Genomic DNA, 16636 nt, shown 5'->3' on the forward strand with positions numbered 1-16636 from the left:
GTGAAATTATTAACAATTAATTAATTTTTGCATAAATAATTATAAGTGTTAATAGGCATAAATATTTACTTATGCTAAATATTTATAATTAATAATATTTTTAACAAATTTATAAATTATTAGTATTTACATTTTTTTATTAAAGATGTAAACTCAACTCAATGATAATATCTTCACAAACTTTATAGGGAGAAAAATTACTATGAAAAAGATTTTGCTAGTTTTAGCTATTGCTTTGATTTTATTGAGTTATCCTAGCTATAGAATTATTATTAAAGCCCAAGCATCGAATAAAATTACAACAGCTATAGAGGAGCTGGGTTATGATGAATATATTAAAGAACACGAAATAAAATATGATTCCAAAAGAGGCACTTACTTTGTGGAAGTAATCTATATTGGAGAAGAAGATTATTTATACACATACGATATAAATAGCGGAAAGATTTTTACCATTGTTTTTGATGAAACAAATACTGAAATCAATGATGTCCAAAAGGGTCTCAAATATATTATTGAAGAATAGATTAATTCAAATATATATATTCCATTTTTTGGTTATACACCATTTTTAGACACTAAATTAAGAAGATTTTATTAATGTACTTCTTCACTCTGTAGGGATAAGATAATCCAATGAGTATATCGTAAGGATTATCTTTCCCTCTTACACTTGAAATTGCACAATACTTTTTAATATGTCTTGAAAATAACCACTTGTATACTGAGTGCCTTGGTCTGTATGGATAACTAATCCTTTTGGCAGATTCTCTCTCACTGATTTTAAAAGAATCTCTTAATTCTTCTTTTTTCTCTCTAGTAAGCAGATTAAATCCAAATAAGGTTAACTGATCACTCATATAGCCCTCTCTAAGCTGATTTCTAATCTAATCTTGAATTTTTCTTCCCACTGTAGCTACAAAGTAGCTTCGACACCAGAATTTGCGATTATCTTATCTGTACTTTAGACTGGCGATGACGATCAAAAATCATTAAACTACTTTTGCCCTTTAAGTATCTCATGAATTGAGATACACTTAGTTTTGTGGCATACTTACTAACATATGAATGTTATCTATCACGCATTTGCCTCGTGTAGTTCAACTTCTTTCCTTTCACTAAGCTCTCTTACTATTTCTCCTACGCGTTTTTATATTTTCCGTAGATCATTTGTCTTCTATAATTTTGGCGCAAAAACGATGTGATCCTGACATCTCCATTGTGTATGCGCTAAACGATTCTTGTCCTGCATGGGACATGCCTCCTGCTTTGGTGAGATTTGGTGGTCGGGAAAACAACCTTAGCTTACCATGAAGAGAGGTTTTTTTACTCCTCGCTAGAAGCTCTATGGACCCCCGGCATAGCCAGGGGTTTTCAAAGGCCATAATAAAATAACCCTTCACCATGAACATAGTCATAGCAAAGGGTTACTAAACTTATCCGATCGAACCTTCCATCTCGAAGGAAATTAATCGGTTCATTTCAACAGCATATTCCATTGGTAATTCTTTCGTGAATGGTTCAATGAAGCCCATGACGATCATTTCTGTTGCTTCCTCTTCAGAGATACCACGACTCATTAGATAGAAAAGCTGTTCTTCTGATACTTTTGAAACTTTCGCTTCGTGCTCAAGCGAAATATTTTCGTTTAAAATCTCATTATATGGGATCGTATCAGATGCTGATTTATTATCCATAATGAGGGTGTCACATTCAATGTTAGATCGAGCACCATCGGCTTTACGACCAAAGTGAACAATCCCACGGTAAGACACCTTACCACCTTGTTTAGCGATTGATTTTGATACAATTGTGGATGAAGTGTTTGGAGCAAGGTGCATCATTTTTGCACCAGCATCCTGATGTTGGCCTTTACCAGCTAAGGCAATCGACAAGGTCATACCACGTGCACCTTCACCTTTTAAAAGCACCGCTGGGTATTTCATCGTCAGCTTAGAACCGATGTTTCCATCAATCCACTCCATTGTCGCATTAGCATCACAAGTTGCACGCTTGGTTACTAGGTTGTAGACATTATTGGCCCAGTTTTGGATGGTTGTATAGCGACAATAGGCATCTTTCTTAACAAAAATCTCGACCACAGCACTGTGTAGTGAGTTGGTTGTAAAGACAGGTGCCGTACATCCTTCTACATAGTGGACAGATGCGCCTTCATCAACAATAATCAACGTACGTTCAAACTGACCCATATTCTCAGAGTTAATTCGGAAATAGGCTTGTAATGGTGTATCAGTCTTCACACCTTTAGGTACGTAGATGAACGAGCCACCAGACCAAACGGCTGAGTTTAAAGCAGCAAACTTATTATCCGTATATGGGATAACCTTACCGAAGTATTCTTTAAAAATGTCCTCATTTTCCTTTAATGCTGTGTCAGTATCCTTAAATACAATACCTAGCTCTTCAAGATCTTCTTTCAGGTTATGGTAAACCACCTCAGATTCATACTGAGCAGATACACCAGCTAGATATTTTTGTTCAGCCTCTGGTATACCTAGTTTATCAAATGTTCGCTTAATTTCTTCTGGCACCTCATCCCAAGATCGTTCTGAACGCTCAGAAGGCTTCACGTAGTAAGTGATCTCATCGAAATCAAGCTCAGACAAGTCGCCACCCCATTGTGGCATTGGCTTGCTATAAAAATGTTCTAGAGCCTTCAAACGATATTCAAGCATCCACTCTGGCTCTTGCTTCATTTTTGAAATTTCCTGTACGATTTCTTTAGTTAAACCTTTTTCTGTACGGAAGATTGATACATCACGGTCATGAAAACCATATTTGTATTCTCCTACATCAGGTATATTTTTCGCCATCTCAATCCCTCCTTGAAGTTATCATTACATTATGGCTGTTCATTTTGGTCAACTGCTTTTTCCATAGCCTTCCATGCCAACGTGGCACATTTGATCCGTGCTGGAAATTTGGCTACACCTTGAAGGGCTTCAATGTCCCCAAGCTCTAAGTCAGCTGGATCAACGTCTTTTCCTAACATCATATCAGAAAAATACTGTGAAAGCTTAAGGGCCGTTTCAACCTCTTGACCTTTAATAACCTGAGTCATCATTGAAGCGGAGGCTAAGCTAATCGAACAACCCTCTCCTTCAAATTTAACATCATTGACTATGCCATCCTCTATCAATAAATGAAGCTGAATCCGATCACCACAAGTTGGATTATTCATTTCTAGAGTTAAAGCCCCGTTTGAGAGCGAACCGTGATTTCTTGGATTTTTGTAGTGATCCATAATCACTTGACGGTATAAATTGTCTAAATTATTAAAAGACATCACCAAAAAACTCCTTCGCTTTACGTAATCCATCGACTAAACGATCGATATCCGATCTTGAATTATATAGATAGAAGCTTGCTCGAGCTGTCGCTGTTGCGTTAAGCCACTTCATCAATGGCTGGGCACAGTGGTGACCAGCTCGGACAGCAATCCCTTCTGAATCGAGCACAGTTGCTGTATCATGTGGATGGACATCTGTTAGATTAAAGGTAATAAGACCTGCTCTCTTCTTAGGACCATATATTTCTAAACCTTCAATCGTTGTGAGCTGATCCATTGCATATTCTACTAATTGAGTTTCATGTTTAGTAATATTGTCAAGCCCTACTTCTGTTAAATAATCAATTGCTGCAGCTAAGCCAACTGCACCAGCAATAATTGGTGTGCCACCTTCGAATTTCCATGGTAGTTCCTTCCATGTCGAATCATATAAATCAACAAAGTCGATCATTTCTCCACCAAATTCAACGGGTTCCATCGCTTCTAGCCACTCTTTTTTACCGTAGAGAACACCAACACCAGTCGGTGCGCACATTTTATGACCTGAAAAAGCATAAAAATCACAATCTAGCTCTGAAACATCCACCTTCATATGTGGAATACCCTGAGCTCCGTCAACTACCACAACGGCATGATGCTGATGGGCAATTTTTGTAATAGCTTGAATAGGATTGACCGTTCCTAGCACATTGGATACGTGAGTAATAGCAACTATCTTGGTTGAATCCGTAATAGTTTTTTTGATATTATCTAAAGTCAGCGTCCCATCCGGTTCTAATGGGATAAATTTAAGCTTAGCCCCTGTTGCTTTAGCAAGCTGCTGCCAAGGGATGATGTTACTATGATGCTCCATTTGTGTCGTTACAATCTCATCCGCCTCGGTCAAGTTAGCACGCCCATAGCTGCTTGCAACCAAATTAATGGCTGAAGTCGTTCCTCTAGTAAAAATGATTTCCTCTGTATGCTTAGCAGAAATAAATTGTCTTACCCGTTCCCGAGCACCCTCATATTGCTCTGTTGCCCTAGTCCCAATCGTGTGTACGCCTCGGTGAACATTGGAATTGTTGTTACGATAGTAGTGATTAACTGCTTCGATCACTTGCTTCGGTTTTTGAGACGTAGCAGCAGAATCAAGATATACTAATGGCTTACCGTTAACTTCCTGATCCAATATAGGGAAATCCGCTCGGATTGCTGCAACATCCATCTTAATATACTTTCCTTTCAATAACATCTGTTAATTGTTCTCGAACAGCTGTAATCGGAATCTCTTGCACAACAGGTGCGAGGAAACCATGAATAATCAAGCGTTCTGCTTCCTGTTTTGAAATACCACGACTCATTAGATAATAAAGTTGAACAGGATCAACACGACCGACTGAAGCAGCATGTCCTGCTGTTACATCATCTTCATCAATTAATAAGATAGGATTGGCATCTCCGCGTGCACCTTTGCTTAGCATCAACACTCGCGATTCTTGCTCAGCATTCGCCTTTGTTCCTCCATGTTCAATTTTACCAATCCCATGGAAGATAGCCGTTGCTTCATCCTTCATAACCCCATGCTGTAGGATAATTCCGTCAGAGTGTTTGCCGTGGTTAACAATTTTAGCCGTGAAGTTTTGAATTTGGTCACCACGTCCAACTGATACAGCCTTCGCATAACATACCGAATGATCACCTAATAAGTGAGTCACATTTTCAGAGACGGTATTGCCATCATTCATTTGTCCTAAAGCCCATTCTATTTTTGCATCACGATAAGCTATTCCGCGACGATTAATATAAGCAGTTGTACCATGGGCAAAATGATCAACAGAACCAAATGATATCTTGGCATTATCATGTGCAAACACTTCTGTAATCACATTAGCAACTGTATGTGTCTCATTATGTGAGGATAGATAGTTCTCAACATAAGTTAATTGACTATTTTCCTCAGCTACAATAATAACGTGATTGAATAGTGCTAAGTCTGCATCTTCCTGCCAAAAAATCACCTGTAAGGGATCCTCTAGCACAACATTTTTGGGAATATAGATAAATGCTCCACCGTTCATTAAAGCAGCATGCAGGGCCGTTAACTTATGTTCATCAACAGAGACTGCATCTGTCATATAATATTTTTTCACTAAATCCCCATGCTCGGTCAATGCAGTAAAAATATCAGTGAAGATCACACCTTGATTCTTCAATTCATCCGAAAGAACTTGGTAACTTTTAGTTTGATCACGAAGAATTAATAAATTTTGTTGTTGATTTTTGACATCAACAAAATCTTTAATTGTATCTGGTAATGATTCTACCTCAGACAGTTGGGCAACACTTTTACTAGACTGGTGGGCAAAAGTTGAGAAATCCCAACGGGTAATATTCGTTTTATCTGGTTGTGGCATTTCTATTTCAACTGCCTTAGCTAAAGCATCAAGACGAAAGGATCTCATCCAATCAGGCTCTTGTTTCGCTTTAGAAAAACGCTCTAGATAGCTTTTATCAAATTTCGCTGTAATTTCGACTGACATGCGATCCCTCCTTACTCAGCATCTTGGCCGACGGTTTCATCTTCAATACCTAATTCTTGCTTAATCCAATCGTAGCCTTCACTCTCAAGACGCTCGACAAGCTCTGGTCCACCAGATTTCACCACGCGCCCTTGCATCATAACATGAACATAGTCAGGTGCTACATAGTTAAGTAAGCGTTGGTAGTGTGTAATGATAAGACAACCAAAGGATTCACTCCGTAATTTATTAATACCTTTTGAAACAACCTTTAGAGCATCAATATCAAGACCTGAATCAATTTCATCCAATATACCAATAGCTGGCTTCAATAACATTAATTGAAGAATCTCATTTCGTTTCTTTTCCCCACCTGAGAAACCTTCATTTAAATAACGCTGAGCCATATTTTTATCCATTTCTAGATAATCCATTGCTTCATCCATCTCTTTGATGAATTTCATTAATGGAATTTCATCGCCTTCTTCACGATGCGCATTAATTGAAGAACGTAGGAAATCTGAAGTTGTTACGCCACTTATTTCACTTGGATATTGCATCGCTAAAAACAAACCTGCTTTAGCACGCTCGTCTACTTCCATTTCCAAAACATCTTCGCCATCCATTAAAATACGACCTTTGGTGACCTCATATTTAGGATGACCCATGATGGCAGAAGCTAATGTTGATTTACCGGTTCCATTAGGGCCCATAATCGCATGGAACTCGCCACCCTTTACAGTCAAGTTAACACCTTTTAAAATCTCCTTGCCGTCAATTTCAACATGAAGATCCTTAATTTCTAAAGTTGAACCACTCATAGCTATACCTCCAAAAAATAATATAATATATAATGATCAGAACCAGTTATTCAAACTGTTCATTCTCACTTTATTCTCATTACAATCTTATACTATCTCAAAACTAATATCAAGGTTAAAGCAATTAGATAACAACACTTTATCAACCCATTAGTTTTGAAAGTATTTATTTATCATCTTAACATATTTATCCCCTATAATTGTGAGGATCTTGCATCAGATTGACGAGTTGCGCTTATCCTTGGTTTACGCAGCCTGTTCCTTGATAGATAGATGCGCTTTGGCGTAATTTGCACCAAGATTTTATCGAGCAAAGCTCGATCATTTTCCTTTGAAAAGCTGTGGCATCCGTCGGAGGCTTTAACATGATTCAACTGAGAGTTAAAACCCACTGGCTCGAATCCAATAGATATTCATCTCACCACTTATAGAAGGGGGAGACTTCCTGCTGATTGAAATACTTCATTCTAAGTGATCGATCTATTCTCACTATTATTACGACATACTAATCCTGATTATGTATTTACCATTATAAATTAACAATCTGAAGATAAAGTGAAACTTCGTTCAGTGGTGGTCTTTACAAAAGCCCTTCGATGGGGCGAGTAATCGCAGCCCTAGCCAGTTACACTGCGATAAAAAACCCCCTTCTACTTATCTAGAAGGGGCATCATAATGAAGGTATCATTTTTTATCGGTGAGCTTGACGGTCTAACTCTGCTTTGATTTCTAGGCCTTTTTGATGGTCTACTTCTCTGGCCTGCTCAACTTCTAAGCGCTTGTTCATATCTGTTTCATACCTAGCGTAGCAGCACCCATGACTTTGGTGCATGGCCTTTTCCATTTCCGGGGTGTAGCTTAACTCAAGCTTATGCATTGTTAAATAATCTCCCTTTCTTTTTTGAACAAAATTAATTGTAACATCAAGTAAAGGAAATTTTCAAAGCTCTATAACGGGGATGAGATCAGATAAAAGCCGCTCTACTTTGATTAGCTAAGTAGAGCGGCATTATCGTTAGAATTTATTCCATATCCTCTTAAATCGTTAAAAATTCTAACTTTTCAATTATTCAGCACCTACAGCAACAACCTCACCGTTATAGCGTTCTGTAATAAATGACTGAATTTCTTCAGATTGTAAAATCTCAACTAATTTTAATAAATCCTCATTATCCTCATCTTCTGCGCGAGCAGCGATAATATTAACATAAAGTGAATCTGCTCCTTCAACAAATAAGGCATCGTCAACTGGTGATAGCCCAGCTTCAATTGCATAGTTGGTATTGATAGCTACTAACGCATCATCCTCATTTTCATATGCTTCTACTAAAAATTCCGGATTAACATCTGGAGAAAAAACAAGCTCTAGTGGATTTTCAACAATATCCTCAACTGTTGCTTCCGACTTGGTCACGTCATCTGCCAAAGTAATTAAACCATTTGCTTCAAATAATGATAAAATACGACCATGATCTGGAACGTTGCGACTAATAATTACTTCTGTTCCTGGCTGGATATCATCAATGCTTGGAATTGATTTTGAATAGACACCCATTGGCTCAACATGAATACCACCTAAGTTAACAATATCATAATCAAAATCACTTTTTTGTGTTTCAAAGAAAGGAATGTGTTGGAAATAGTTAGCATCAAGCTCACCACGTGATAAATCTTCATTTGGTAAAGCATAGTCTGTATAAGTTTCAATAACCAACGTAATACCTTCTTCTTCTAAAAGCGGAGCTGCTTCTTCTAATATCTCTGCATGCGGAACACTTGTTGCCCCTACCTTAATTTCATTTTCTCCAGCATCATTGCCACATGCTGCTAATAAAAACACTGCGACTAGTACAAATAATACCGTTAAGCTTTTTTTCATTTTGATATCCCCTTTTTCTTTTTATTTGGCCGTTACTGGCTGTTGGATCTCCCCCTTAGAAATAACGTGTTTCCTTATTTCTTGAAGCGGGAGGCTTACAAAAGCCCTTCGATGGGGCGAGTAATCGTAGCCCCAACTAGTTACACTGCAGTAAACAGCCTATATGTTAAGCTAAGCGCTTATCAATAAATTTCATCACATTAACGTTTATCTAATTTATTGGTAATACGATCACCAATGAACTGAAAGATAAAGACAATCAAGACAATTAATACCGTACAAGCAAACACGATATCAAAATCTCGTCGAGTAAAACCATGGAAATATGCGTAATCGCCTAAACCACCTGCTCCAATAGCACCCGCAACCGCCGTATATCCAATTATTGCAATTGCAGTTACCGTCAGACCAGAAACTAAAGCAGGTATCGATTCTCTCAATAATACCTTAAAGATAATAGTTGAAGTTTTAGCCCCCATCGCTTTGGCTGCTTCAATCACCCCTTTGTCAACTTCTCGCAAGGCGATTTCGACTAGCCTGCCATAAAAAGGAGCTGAGCCAACAATTAATGCTGGTAAAGCAGCATTTGGTCCTCTAAAGGTACCGAGCAGTATGTTTGTAAAAGGAATGAGGAGCAAAATCAAGATAATAAAAGGAATAGCTCGAAACACATTCACAAGTGCTGCTATGATAAAATTAATCAAGCGATTCTCCCATAGTCCTCCAGGTGTTGTTAAATATAAGAGTAACCCCAGCACAATCCCAATTATTAACGTGCCCAATAATGCAAATAAAGTCATGTAAAAGGTTTCTCCAGTTGCCTCAAGTAAAGCGAACCAATTTACATTAGGAAATAGTTTAGTCATGGTCGATCACCTCTACTTCTACTGAAGTGGAGCGAATAAAGGAAATCGCCTGATCGATAACTTGATCTTCCCCGGTGATGTGTAAATAAAGTGCACCATACGCTCCTGCCTGAGTTTGCTTAATATTTCCTTGAATAATATTAAGCTCGACCTCATATTGCTTGGCTACCCTACTGATTAAGGCTTGATTAGTTGTTTCTCCGACAAACTGCAATTTAAGCACACGTCCAGATTCTATCCCTTGAACAAATGGCTCATCAGATACGTCTTGATCAGGTTTACCCATCACCTGTTCCACAAATTTTTTCGTCACAGGCTGTTGAGGATGTGAAAATACATCTAGAACCGATCCTTGTTCAACAATCTTCCCATTTTCCATTACAGCAACGTTGTGACAAATCTTTTGGATCACATGCATTTCGTGTGTAATTAAAATAATAGTCAAACCAAGCTTTTCATTTATATCAATTAATAAAGAAAGAATGGAATCGGTCGTTTCGGGATCTAATGCTGAGGTAGCTTCATCACACAGCAATACTTTTGGATTATTTGCTAAAGCACGCGCAATACCGACACGCTGCTTTTGCCCACCACTAAGTTGGGAAGGATAAGCATCTTCTTTGCCAGACAAACCTACTAAGCTAATCAATTGATTTACACGTTCATTTCGTTCATTCTTGGCCAGGCCTGCTATTTCTAAAGGAAATGCAATGTTTTCCCTTACGGTTCTAGACCATAACAAGTTAAAATGTTGAAATATCATGCCTATTTCTTGTCTAGATAGTCGCAGTGCTTTCTTATCTAGTGTGGTAATATTCTGACCATCAATGCTGACTGTCCCAGCCGTGGGTTCTTCTAACCGGTTAATTAGTCGAATAAAGGTACTTTTGCCTGCACCGCTATAACCAATTACACCAAAAATCTCACCTTTTTTAATCTGTAGACTTATTTGATCAACCGCTTGGACATCATGACTAGATCCTTTGAAAACTTTGGACAATTTGTCAATTTCAATCATATAACTCCCCCTTCATACCTACCTTAGGCTCTTTACGCTTATAAGTCTCTGCTTAGCTTCACCCATTTAAGTGAAAGAATCCAAGGCCTCTTTCTCTAGAAAAAATAAAAAGCGTCAATCTGCTCACGAGAACAGAAAGACGCTAGAATTATACCACTATTAGTCTTCAATGCTCTCATCTGTCAAAGCCGATAGCTTTGCAGGAATTGGCACCTTTTTAAACGAAACGTTTAACGGTTGCCGGGCTTCTTCGGGCCAGTCCCTCCACCTCTCGCGATAAGAGTTCGCACTATTTAGTTAATTGTGATGATAGCACGTGTTGATAAACATGTCAATTGTTTTTTTATCATTAGGAAAGAAGACTCCTACCTCAAGAATGAGAAGAATAGGTGGGGGGTGAATCGCCTTCGAACAAGGGATGGCACATTTACCACCTCAATCGACTGTTCGAATTCAAAGTGTCGTAATGAAATATAGCTTGATGCGCGTAGCAAAAAACAAGCAGATCTGCTAAAATAGGCATGTACAGCTTGCTTCTTGAAAACGGAAGCTGCCAGGAAATGTGTCAATCACGTAAAATCTTCATCGTACATACGCCCATCCAGCTCGATCAAGCAACAGATATTTGAAAAACATGAGGATAAGAAATGGTTTGACTTAACGACTAATGGGTCGGTCGGTTTACTTAAAATAATGGATATCGTATTAGGAGTAGAAAATGAAAGCACCTGAATTTACCTTACCTTATCTAGATCAAAATCAAACATATACTTTAAGTCAAGATCGGGGTAAAATCATTATCCTGACCTTTTGGGCTTCTTGGTGTCCTGATTGTAGTAGTGACTTACCTCTAAAAGAACGACTTTATCAGACGGTCGATGCTGGCAAAGTATCTTTTATTACCATTAACGTCAGTGGGCGCGAACGTAATCAAGAAGATGCGCTTCGTTACCATCAGAAATTTATCTCTCAACCTACCTTAGTAGATCGTGGTCTTGAAGTCTATCGGCTGTATCAATGCTTAGGCGTTCCGACGACTGTGGTTATTAGTCAAACCGGTGAAATTCTCAAGCAGTTTACCGATCAAGCAAAGCCGTTGGAAATAATGGCAGCAATTAGCCAGTTACTCTAAAAAGACTGTGAACAACCTTATCAAGATTGTTCACAGCCAATCAATTAAGAAAATGAAACGAGCACTTTTACACTTCTTGAATCATCTTGTTATATTCTTTTGCTGATAGCAATTGCTCAATCTGATCAGACCGATTAGGTTTAATTACAACCATCCAACCTTTTTCAAAAGGTGATGTGTTAACCAATTCCGGTTCATCCTCCAAGCTCTGATTAACTTCAATGACTTCACCAGCTACTGGCGCGTATAACTCAGAAACTGTCTTAACTGATTCAACACTCCCGAAAGTCTGATCAAGTGCCAACTGATCTCCCGGCTCTGGTAATTCTACAAAAACAATATCCCCTAATTCATCCTGGGCGTGATCGGTTATCCCAATCTTAATTGTTTGATCTTCTTGTTTTTTTAACCAAATATGTTCTTTAGAATAGTTTAAATCCTCCGGCAACTTCATTCTAATAGCCCCCTCTTTCTGTTATTTCCAAGCTTCTTCAAATTGATCTTCTTTAAAACCGACCGTTACCTGCTCACTATTTAGCGTTAACGGACGTTTAATCAGCATTCCATCAGATGCAAGCCATTCCAGTTTTTGGTCATCACTTACTTGATCTAGCTTATCCTTTAATCCAAGCTCTCGATACTTTTGTCCACTCGTATTAAAAAATCGTTTAATCGGTAAGCCGCTTTGCTTAATCCACTTTGCAAGCTGCTCTTTTGTAGGTGGCTGCTCAACAAGGTTTATCTCCTCAAAGCTAATTTGATTCTGTTCAAACCATTTTTTAGCTTTACGGCAAGTACCACATTTAGGGTAGCAATAAAATGTAATCGTCATTCTATCTCCTCTTTCTTTCGACATTCCATTAGTATTTCCTGAATTCAGTATAAAATGATTAGCACTTAATTGCCAGAATTCTGCCCATTGCTTTGCATATTTATCAAGCAGTTGGTGATATTACAGTTAAAGCTTAAAATTAAAGGAGGCTATCATCTTATGGAACAACAAATGAATCAAACAAACCAAGCAAATCAGAACATTATGGCGCAACCCCCAACAATGGTTAGCACAAAAGATTTACTCTACTTAACAGATATGTTGTCATGGAATTTAGTTGCAATCAAAAAGTCGCATTTCTTTGAACAGCATTGCCAAAACCAAGAGATTAAACAAGCGGTTGAACAAGTATGCCAATTACACGAAAAGCATTATGATGTTATCTTAAACTATGCTCAACAACATGCAAATCAAACCTATCACTAGATCATCTGAAAAGGAGCGAAAACTGTGAATCAAACAAATAAAGTACAAAATCCAGAGACACCTATTAACAAAACACCTGAAATTAATGACCGGGATATCATTAATGATTTACTTACTACAGAAAAGTATATGACCGCTTCCTACAATGTCGTATTAAATGAAGCAAGTAATGAAGATTTATATCAAGATTTGCTGCAAATTTTCAACGAGACACAAAATATGCAACGTCGTTTATATAATTTAATGTTTAAAAATGGTTGGTATAGTATCGAAAAGGCTGATCCGCAAAAGATAAGTCAGGCAGCCCAACAATACTCTGGTTATAAAAATCAATTCCCCGTACACTAATCATTAGCAGTCAGTAATAAGCTTGTGGAAATATCCCGTATGATCTTGCCATTCGCAAAAAGTGACAAGCTTATCCATATCCAATCATGCTAAAGTATGACATTGTCCAACAATACAGAAGCTTTATAAGACAGATCCCCATTCGGACCTGTCTTATCTTTTTTAACCCGTCTTCCGAGTCAATCGCTGTGCAATAGGACGTTTAATATGACCATAAATACGTGGTGCAAGATACTTATCTATTAGTGGAACAAAAGCGTTCATAATCAGAATAGCGAAGCCTACCCCACCTGCGTAGGTATAGAAGAAACGGAATAACACTGTTGTAATACCCGCACCTACCGCAAAAACGATCTTACCAGCCGGCGTAATCGGTGACGAACTATAATCTGTTATCATAAAGACAGCCGCAAAAAGTAATGAACCGCTTAATACATGCTGGAGCATAAATTCAAAATCAAATCCACTTGTAATTAAGGTAATAACAACAACTGGTAGAACAAACCATAGTGGAATCAATGGTTCAATGATTTTTCGGGCAATTAAGTAAATAAATGCTAATAGGATTAGCACCTTCGAGGTATCACCAATGTTTCCCCCAATAGTCGTTCCTAGAAACAAATCTAGTAATGCTGGCATCTCTGCTTCTGCATAGGTGGCTGATGTTAGGGCATCTGCTTGATCATTGGTAATAATTCCAAGTGGTGTGGCTGTTGAAACAGCTTCAGCAACTGAATGAGGCTCCACCCACCCACTCACATGCTCACCAAAAAAGACCATAAGCATGACACGAGATGCAACAGCTGGATTAAACCGGTTACAGCCAATCCCACCTGATAATTGTTTAATAACTAAAATGGCAAAGCCACTCGCTAAAATAATCGTCCAGATCGGAGCTGTTATCGGTAGGCTTAAAGCAATCAGTAGTCCTGTTACAACAGCACTATAATCATTAATCGTTCTTTTCCGCTTGGTTAATAGCTGGAAGATAAATTCAAACAACACACAGCTAGTAACAGATATCGCAATCATCACCAAAACATGCCAGCCAAAAAAATAAATGGCTCCAATAACTGGTAACATCAAAGCGAAGATGACCTGTTGCATTATCCATGCTGACGTTCGAGCAGCTCTTAAATGGGGAGCGGGTGTGATTAGTAATTGTTCCTGATCCATCTCGATCATACCCCCTCCCTTTTAGCCTTGATTGCTTTTCGAGCGGCTTGGATATTTGCTAAAATGGGGATTTTAGCTGGGCAAATGTAGGAGCAATTTCCACAGTTAATACAGTCGAGCGCTCCAAGTTTTTCGGCAGCTTTTAAATCACCTTTTTCATAAGCATTGCTGATTAAAATGGGCTGCAGGCTTACAGGACACGCATACAAGCATTCCGAGCATCTAATACATGGCGAACGCTCAGTTGCTTGTGCATCCGACTGACCCAAAAACGTAATTGATGTCGTTGCCTTTCCAACGGGAACTCGACCTGAATTTAGGGTCGTTCCCATCATGGGGCCACCATGAATCATTTTATAAGGCTTCGTTTGGAAGCCTTGGCAATCTGCAATTAACGACTCAATTGGCGTGCCAATTCGTACCCAAAGATTTTTAGGCTTCTTAACGGGCTCGCCGGTCACGGTAGTTATTCTCCGAGTTAATGGTCTCCCTAAACAAACTGCTTCATATATGGCAAAGGTCGTAGCTACATTTGTAACAATGGTTTTTACATCAGCGGGTAAACCACCTGCTGGGACTTCTCGTCCGGTTAAAGTTTTAATTAAATTTTTTTCCGAACCTTGGGGATAGATGGTTGCTAGCTCGATCACTTCAATTTTCTCAGAGTCTTTAACAGCTTTTTTCATAATAGCAATACTTTCATCTGCATTTGATTCGATCGCAATATAAACCTTGTCTACTGGAATGATCTCAAGCAGAACCCGTATCCCATCAATAATCTGATCAGCATGTTCTACCATGAGGCGATGATCTGCTGTTGCATATGGCTCACATTCCGCACCATTAATAATATTTGTATCGATGTGTTTATTGTCTTTTGGGGAAAGTTTTACTGACGTTGGAAAGGCTGCGCCGCCCATTCCAACAATTCCGGCTTTGGCGATTAAATCGAGCTTTTTTTGTGGGGTTAGCTCTTCGTCTTCCGTATAGAGAGGGGCATCCCATTCATCTTTAAAATCATTTTTGATTACGATACTGGGGCTTCTCCGTTAACAGTAGGGTAATTGGCAATATCCGTGATTTCTCCCGAAACTGAGGCATAAATATTAGCTGAAATTAAACCATTTTGCTTAGCTATTAAGGTTCCAATTCTGACCTTATCCCCTATGTTAACGACAGGGGTTGCTGGTGCACCTATGTGCATCGTAAGTGGGTAAATAAGTTCAGCTGGTACTGTTGCGGCTTCAAGCCGCCTATACTCTGTTCGGTCTTTACGTTCAACCGTATACGCACCTTGCCTTTTTCTTTTTAACCTTGTTAAAATTACCAACACTTCCTTTCTTAATTTAAAATAAAATCAGCCAAATCACCATGCATTTGGCTCTAAGGTTAATGTCTTACAAAATAACCTTATATTATCATTTTATCTTAAAAAAACCTTGATAACGATACCATTTCAAGATAAATTATCAGATTAAAAAGCAGGCATTTATCTCATTTTCATACGGTTTACATTTCCAATGGTTAAAGGGATCGATTCGGTAAAAATAGACGATCATTTGTAGGACAGACTAAGGTCTAATTTTGGGGAAAATAGCTAAAGAGGACCTTAGCTCATATACAATATCCATTCATCTCACGACTTGTAAAGAGAAACTTCGTTCAGTGGGGGTTCGACGCATTGAATGTGCTCGTGCAGACGTTGCAACATGAGGTCGCGAACTTAGTCATCTTCCCCTCTCCCTCACTGAACGTTAGTTGAACCAATCGGGCCATCACTGGCTGTTGGATCTCCCACTTAGACATGACGTATTCCCTTATTTCAGTGAGAGTCTTACAAAAGCCCTTCGATAGGGCGAGTAATCGCAGCCCCAGCCAGTTACACTGCGATAAAAGTAAGGGTGAGATGAATGCAATTAATAATTAACTAATGACATCATAGCCTTGATTCTCAATAATTTGTTCTAATTGTTGTTCATTAGTGGCGCTTTGATCAAATTGAATAGTAACTTGACCTAAGCCCAAATCAACCTCTGCTCGTTCAACTGCTTGATGCTCATTTAATGCAGCCTCAACACTTTGTTTACAGTGTCCACAGCTCATTCCTTCTACTTTTACTATAACTTCTTTCATGATATCCTCACCTTTCCTTTTTTCAAATGCACCTTGGCATATTTGTGTCCAGATTTTTTCGAGCTTCGCTCGATAAGTTCCTGCTGAAAATCCGCAGCAGTCACCGAAGGATTTAACTTTATTCGTTTGGGGTTTTGTACCCAACCAAATGCTATACAATATTCATTATTTCTTGAAGGGGGAGGCTTACAATA

General features: G+C 38.5%; 21 protein-coding genes, 1 pseudogene and 1 riboswitch. Of the genes and pseudogenes, 4 read left to right on the top strand and 18 right to left on the bottom strand.

The genetic code is table 11. From position 1 onward, the window contains the following. The first annotated feature begins 202 nt into the window (after positions 1–202). Entirely contained in the window at positions 203–526 is a 324-nt protein-coding gene (locus ASE01S_RS14420; RefSeq protein WP_067843968.1) for a DUF3139 domain-containing protein, read from the top strand. Between the two features lie 52 nt (positions 527–578). Here the strand turns inward: ASE01S_RS14420 and ASE01S_RS16575 are convergent, their stop codons facing one another. The 11 genes and pseudogenes from ASE01S_RS16575 to ASE01S_RS14475 all read right to left on the bottom strand — a co-directional run bounded on the left by ASE01S_RS16575 (position 579) and on the right by ASE01S_RS14475 (position 10395). Then, a complete protein-coding gene (locus tag ASE01S_RS16575) occupies positions 579–860 on the bottom strand; it encodes a hypothetical protein (protein WP_067843970.1) in 282 nt (93 codons plus the stop codon). Positions 861–890: 30 nt separating this feature from the next. Further along, a pseudogene (gene tnpA, locus ASE01S_RS16275) lies at positions 891–1252 on the bottom strand (IS200/IS605 family transposase); the annotation flags it as partial. Positions 1253–1436: 184 nt separating this feature from the next. Continuing rightward, positions 1437–2834 carry a Fe-S cluster assembly protein SufB gene (gene sufB / locus ASE01S_RS14435; protein ID WP_067843976.1) on the bottom strand — a complete coding sequence of 466 codons (1398 nt, stop codon included), beginning with the start codon at positions 2832–2834 and terminating at the stop codon, positions 1437–1439. Between the two features lie 29 nt (positions 2835–2863). Further along, positions 2864–3307, bottom strand: coding sequence for a Fe-S cluster assembly sulfur transfer protein SufU (gene sufU / locus ASE01S_RS14440; RefSeq protein WP_067843979.1), 444 nt, complete (start codon positions 3305–3307; stop codon positions 2864–2866). Continuing rightward, positions 3297–4517 carry a cysteine desulfurase gene (locus tag ASE01S_RS14445; RefSeq protein WP_067843985.1) on the bottom strand — a complete coding sequence of 407 codons (1221 nt, stop codon included), beginning with the start codon at positions 4515–4517 and terminating at the stop codon, positions 3297–3299. Before ASE01S_RS14445 ends, sufU begins: the two co-directional genes overlap by 11 nt. Position 4518: 1 nt before the next feature. Then, complete coding sequence (sufD, locus tag ASE01S_RS14450; protein WP_067843988.1) at positions 4519–5832, bottom strand: Fe-S cluster assembly protein SufD; 1314 nt, start codon at positions 5830–5832, stop codon at positions 4519–4521. An 11-nt stretch (positions 5833–5843) separates the two neighbouring features. Beyond that, positions 5844–6632, bottom strand: coding sequence for a Fe-S cluster assembly ATPase SufC (gene sufC / locus ASE01S_RS14455; RefSeq protein WP_067843991.1), 789 nt, complete (start codon positions 6630–6632; stop codon positions 5844–5846). Positions 6633–7323: 691 nt separating this feature from the next. Beyond that, positions 7324–7509, bottom strand: coding sequence for a YuzK family famiily protein (locus ASE01S_RS14460; protein ID WP_067843994.1), 186 nt, complete (start codon positions 7507–7509; stop codon positions 7324–7326). 189 nt (positions 7510–7698) lie between these two features. Further along, the gene (locus tag ASE01S_RS14465) at positions 7699–8511 is read right to left on the bottom strand and encodes a MetQ/NlpA family ABC transporter substrate-binding protein (protein ID WP_067843996.1); all 813 of its coding nucleotides are present in this window, start codon (positions 8509–8511) and stop codon (positions 7699–7701) included. A 200-nt stretch (positions 8512–8711) separates the two neighbouring features. Then, positions 8712–9377, bottom strand: a complete 666-nt coding sequence (locus ASE01S_RS14470) for a methionine ABC transporter permease (RefSeq protein ID WP_067843999.1) — start codon at positions 9375–9377, stop codon at positions 8712–8714. Beyond that, entirely contained in the window at positions 9370–10395 is a 1026-nt protein-coding gene (locus ASE01S_RS14475; RefSeq protein WP_067844002.1) for a methionine ABC transporter ATP-binding protein, read from the bottom strand. Before ASE01S_RS14475 ends, ASE01S_RS14470 begins: the two co-directional genes overlap by 8 nt. 172 nt (positions 10396–10567) lie before the next feature. Then, positions 10568–10678, bottom strand: a riboswitch (SAM riboswitch). Positions 10679–11113: 435 nt separating this feature from the next. Here ASE01S_RS14475 and ASE01S_RS14480 point away from each other — a divergent pair. Further along, on the top strand, positions 11114–11527 hold the full coding sequence (locus ASE01S_RS14480; RefSeq protein WP_067844005.1) for a TlpA family protein disulfide reductase: 414 nt from the start codon (positions 11114–11116) through the stop codon (positions 11525–11527). Positions 11528–11594: 67 nt separating this feature from the next. Here the strand turns inward: ASE01S_RS14480 and gcvH are convergent, their stop codons facing one another. Both gcvH and ASE01S_RS14490 read right to left on the bottom strand, forming a co-directional pair. Next, on the bottom strand, positions 11595–11981 hold the full coding sequence (gene gcvH, locus ASE01S_RS14485; RefSeq protein WP_067844008.1) for a glycine cleavage system protein GcvH: 387 nt from the start codon (positions 11979–11981) through the stop codon (positions 11595–11597). Between the two features lie 21 nt (positions 11982–12002). Continuing rightward, the gene (locus tag ASE01S_RS14490) at positions 12003–12359 is read right to left on the bottom strand and encodes an arsenate reductase family protein (RefSeq protein WP_067844011.1); all 357 of its coding nucleotides are present in this window, start codon (positions 12357–12359) and stop codon (positions 12003–12005) included. Between the two features lie 159 nt (positions 12360–12518). On the opposite strand from ASE01S_RS14490, the gene ASE01S_RS14495 reads away from it, so the two are divergent. Together ASE01S_RS14495 and ASE01S_RS14500 are read left to right on the top strand one after the other, a co-directional pair. Further along, the gene (locus ASE01S_RS14495; protein WP_067844014.1) at positions 12519–12785 is read left to right on the top strand and encodes a hypothetical protein; all 267 of its coding nucleotides are present in this window, start codon (positions 12519–12521) and stop codon (positions 12783–12785) included. 24 nt (positions 12786–12809) lie between these two features. Beyond that, complete coding sequence (locus ASE01S_RS14500) at positions 12810–13133, top strand: spore coat protein (protein WP_067844017.1); 324 nt, start codon at positions 12810–12812, stop codon at positions 13131–13133. Between the two features lie 162 nt (positions 13134–13295). Here ASE01S_RS14500 and ASE01S_RS14505 read toward each other — a convergent pair whose 3' ends face one another. The 5 genes from ASE01S_RS14505 to ASE01S_RS16115 form a co-directional block, all read right to left on the bottom strand. Continuing rightward, on the bottom strand, positions 13296–14309 hold the full coding sequence (locus tag ASE01S_RS14505; protein ID WP_245630392.1) for an RnfABCDGE type electron transport complex subunit D: 1014 nt from the start codon (positions 14307–14309) through the stop codon (positions 13296–13298). Between the two features lie 5 nt (positions 14310–14314). Then, complete coding sequence (gene rsxC, locus ASE01S_RS14510; protein ID WP_306303222.1) at positions 14315–15343, bottom strand: electron transport complex subunit RsxC; 1029 nt, start codon at positions 15341–15343, stop codon at positions 14315–14317. Continuing rightward, positions 15337–15639: a hypothetical protein gene (locus ASE01S_RS16280; protein WP_245630393.1), complete on the bottom strand. Its 303-nt coding sequence runs from the start codon at positions 15637–15639 to the stop codon at positions 15337–15339. Before ASE01S_RS16280 ends, rsxC begins: the two co-directional genes overlap by 7 nt. A gap of 593 nt (positions 15640–16232) precedes the next feature. Then, complete coding sequence (locus tag ASE01S_RS14515) at positions 16233–16442, bottom strand: cation transporter (protein ID WP_067844022.1); 210 nt, start codon at positions 16440–16442, stop codon at positions 16233–16235. Next, positions 16439–16636, bottom strand: a 198-nt coding sequence (locus tag ASE01S_RS16115; RefSeq protein WP_217995665.1) for a hypothetical protein, incomplete at its 5' end; no start/stop codon positions are given. The genes ASE01S_RS16115 and ASE01S_RS14515, both read right to left, overlap by 4 nt.

Origin of the sequence: Amphibacillus sediminis NBRC 103570, assembly GCF_001552275.1 — a bacterium.
GTDB lineage: Bacteria > Bacillota > Bacilli > Bacillales > Amphibacillaceae > Amphibacillus_B > Amphibacillus_B sediminis.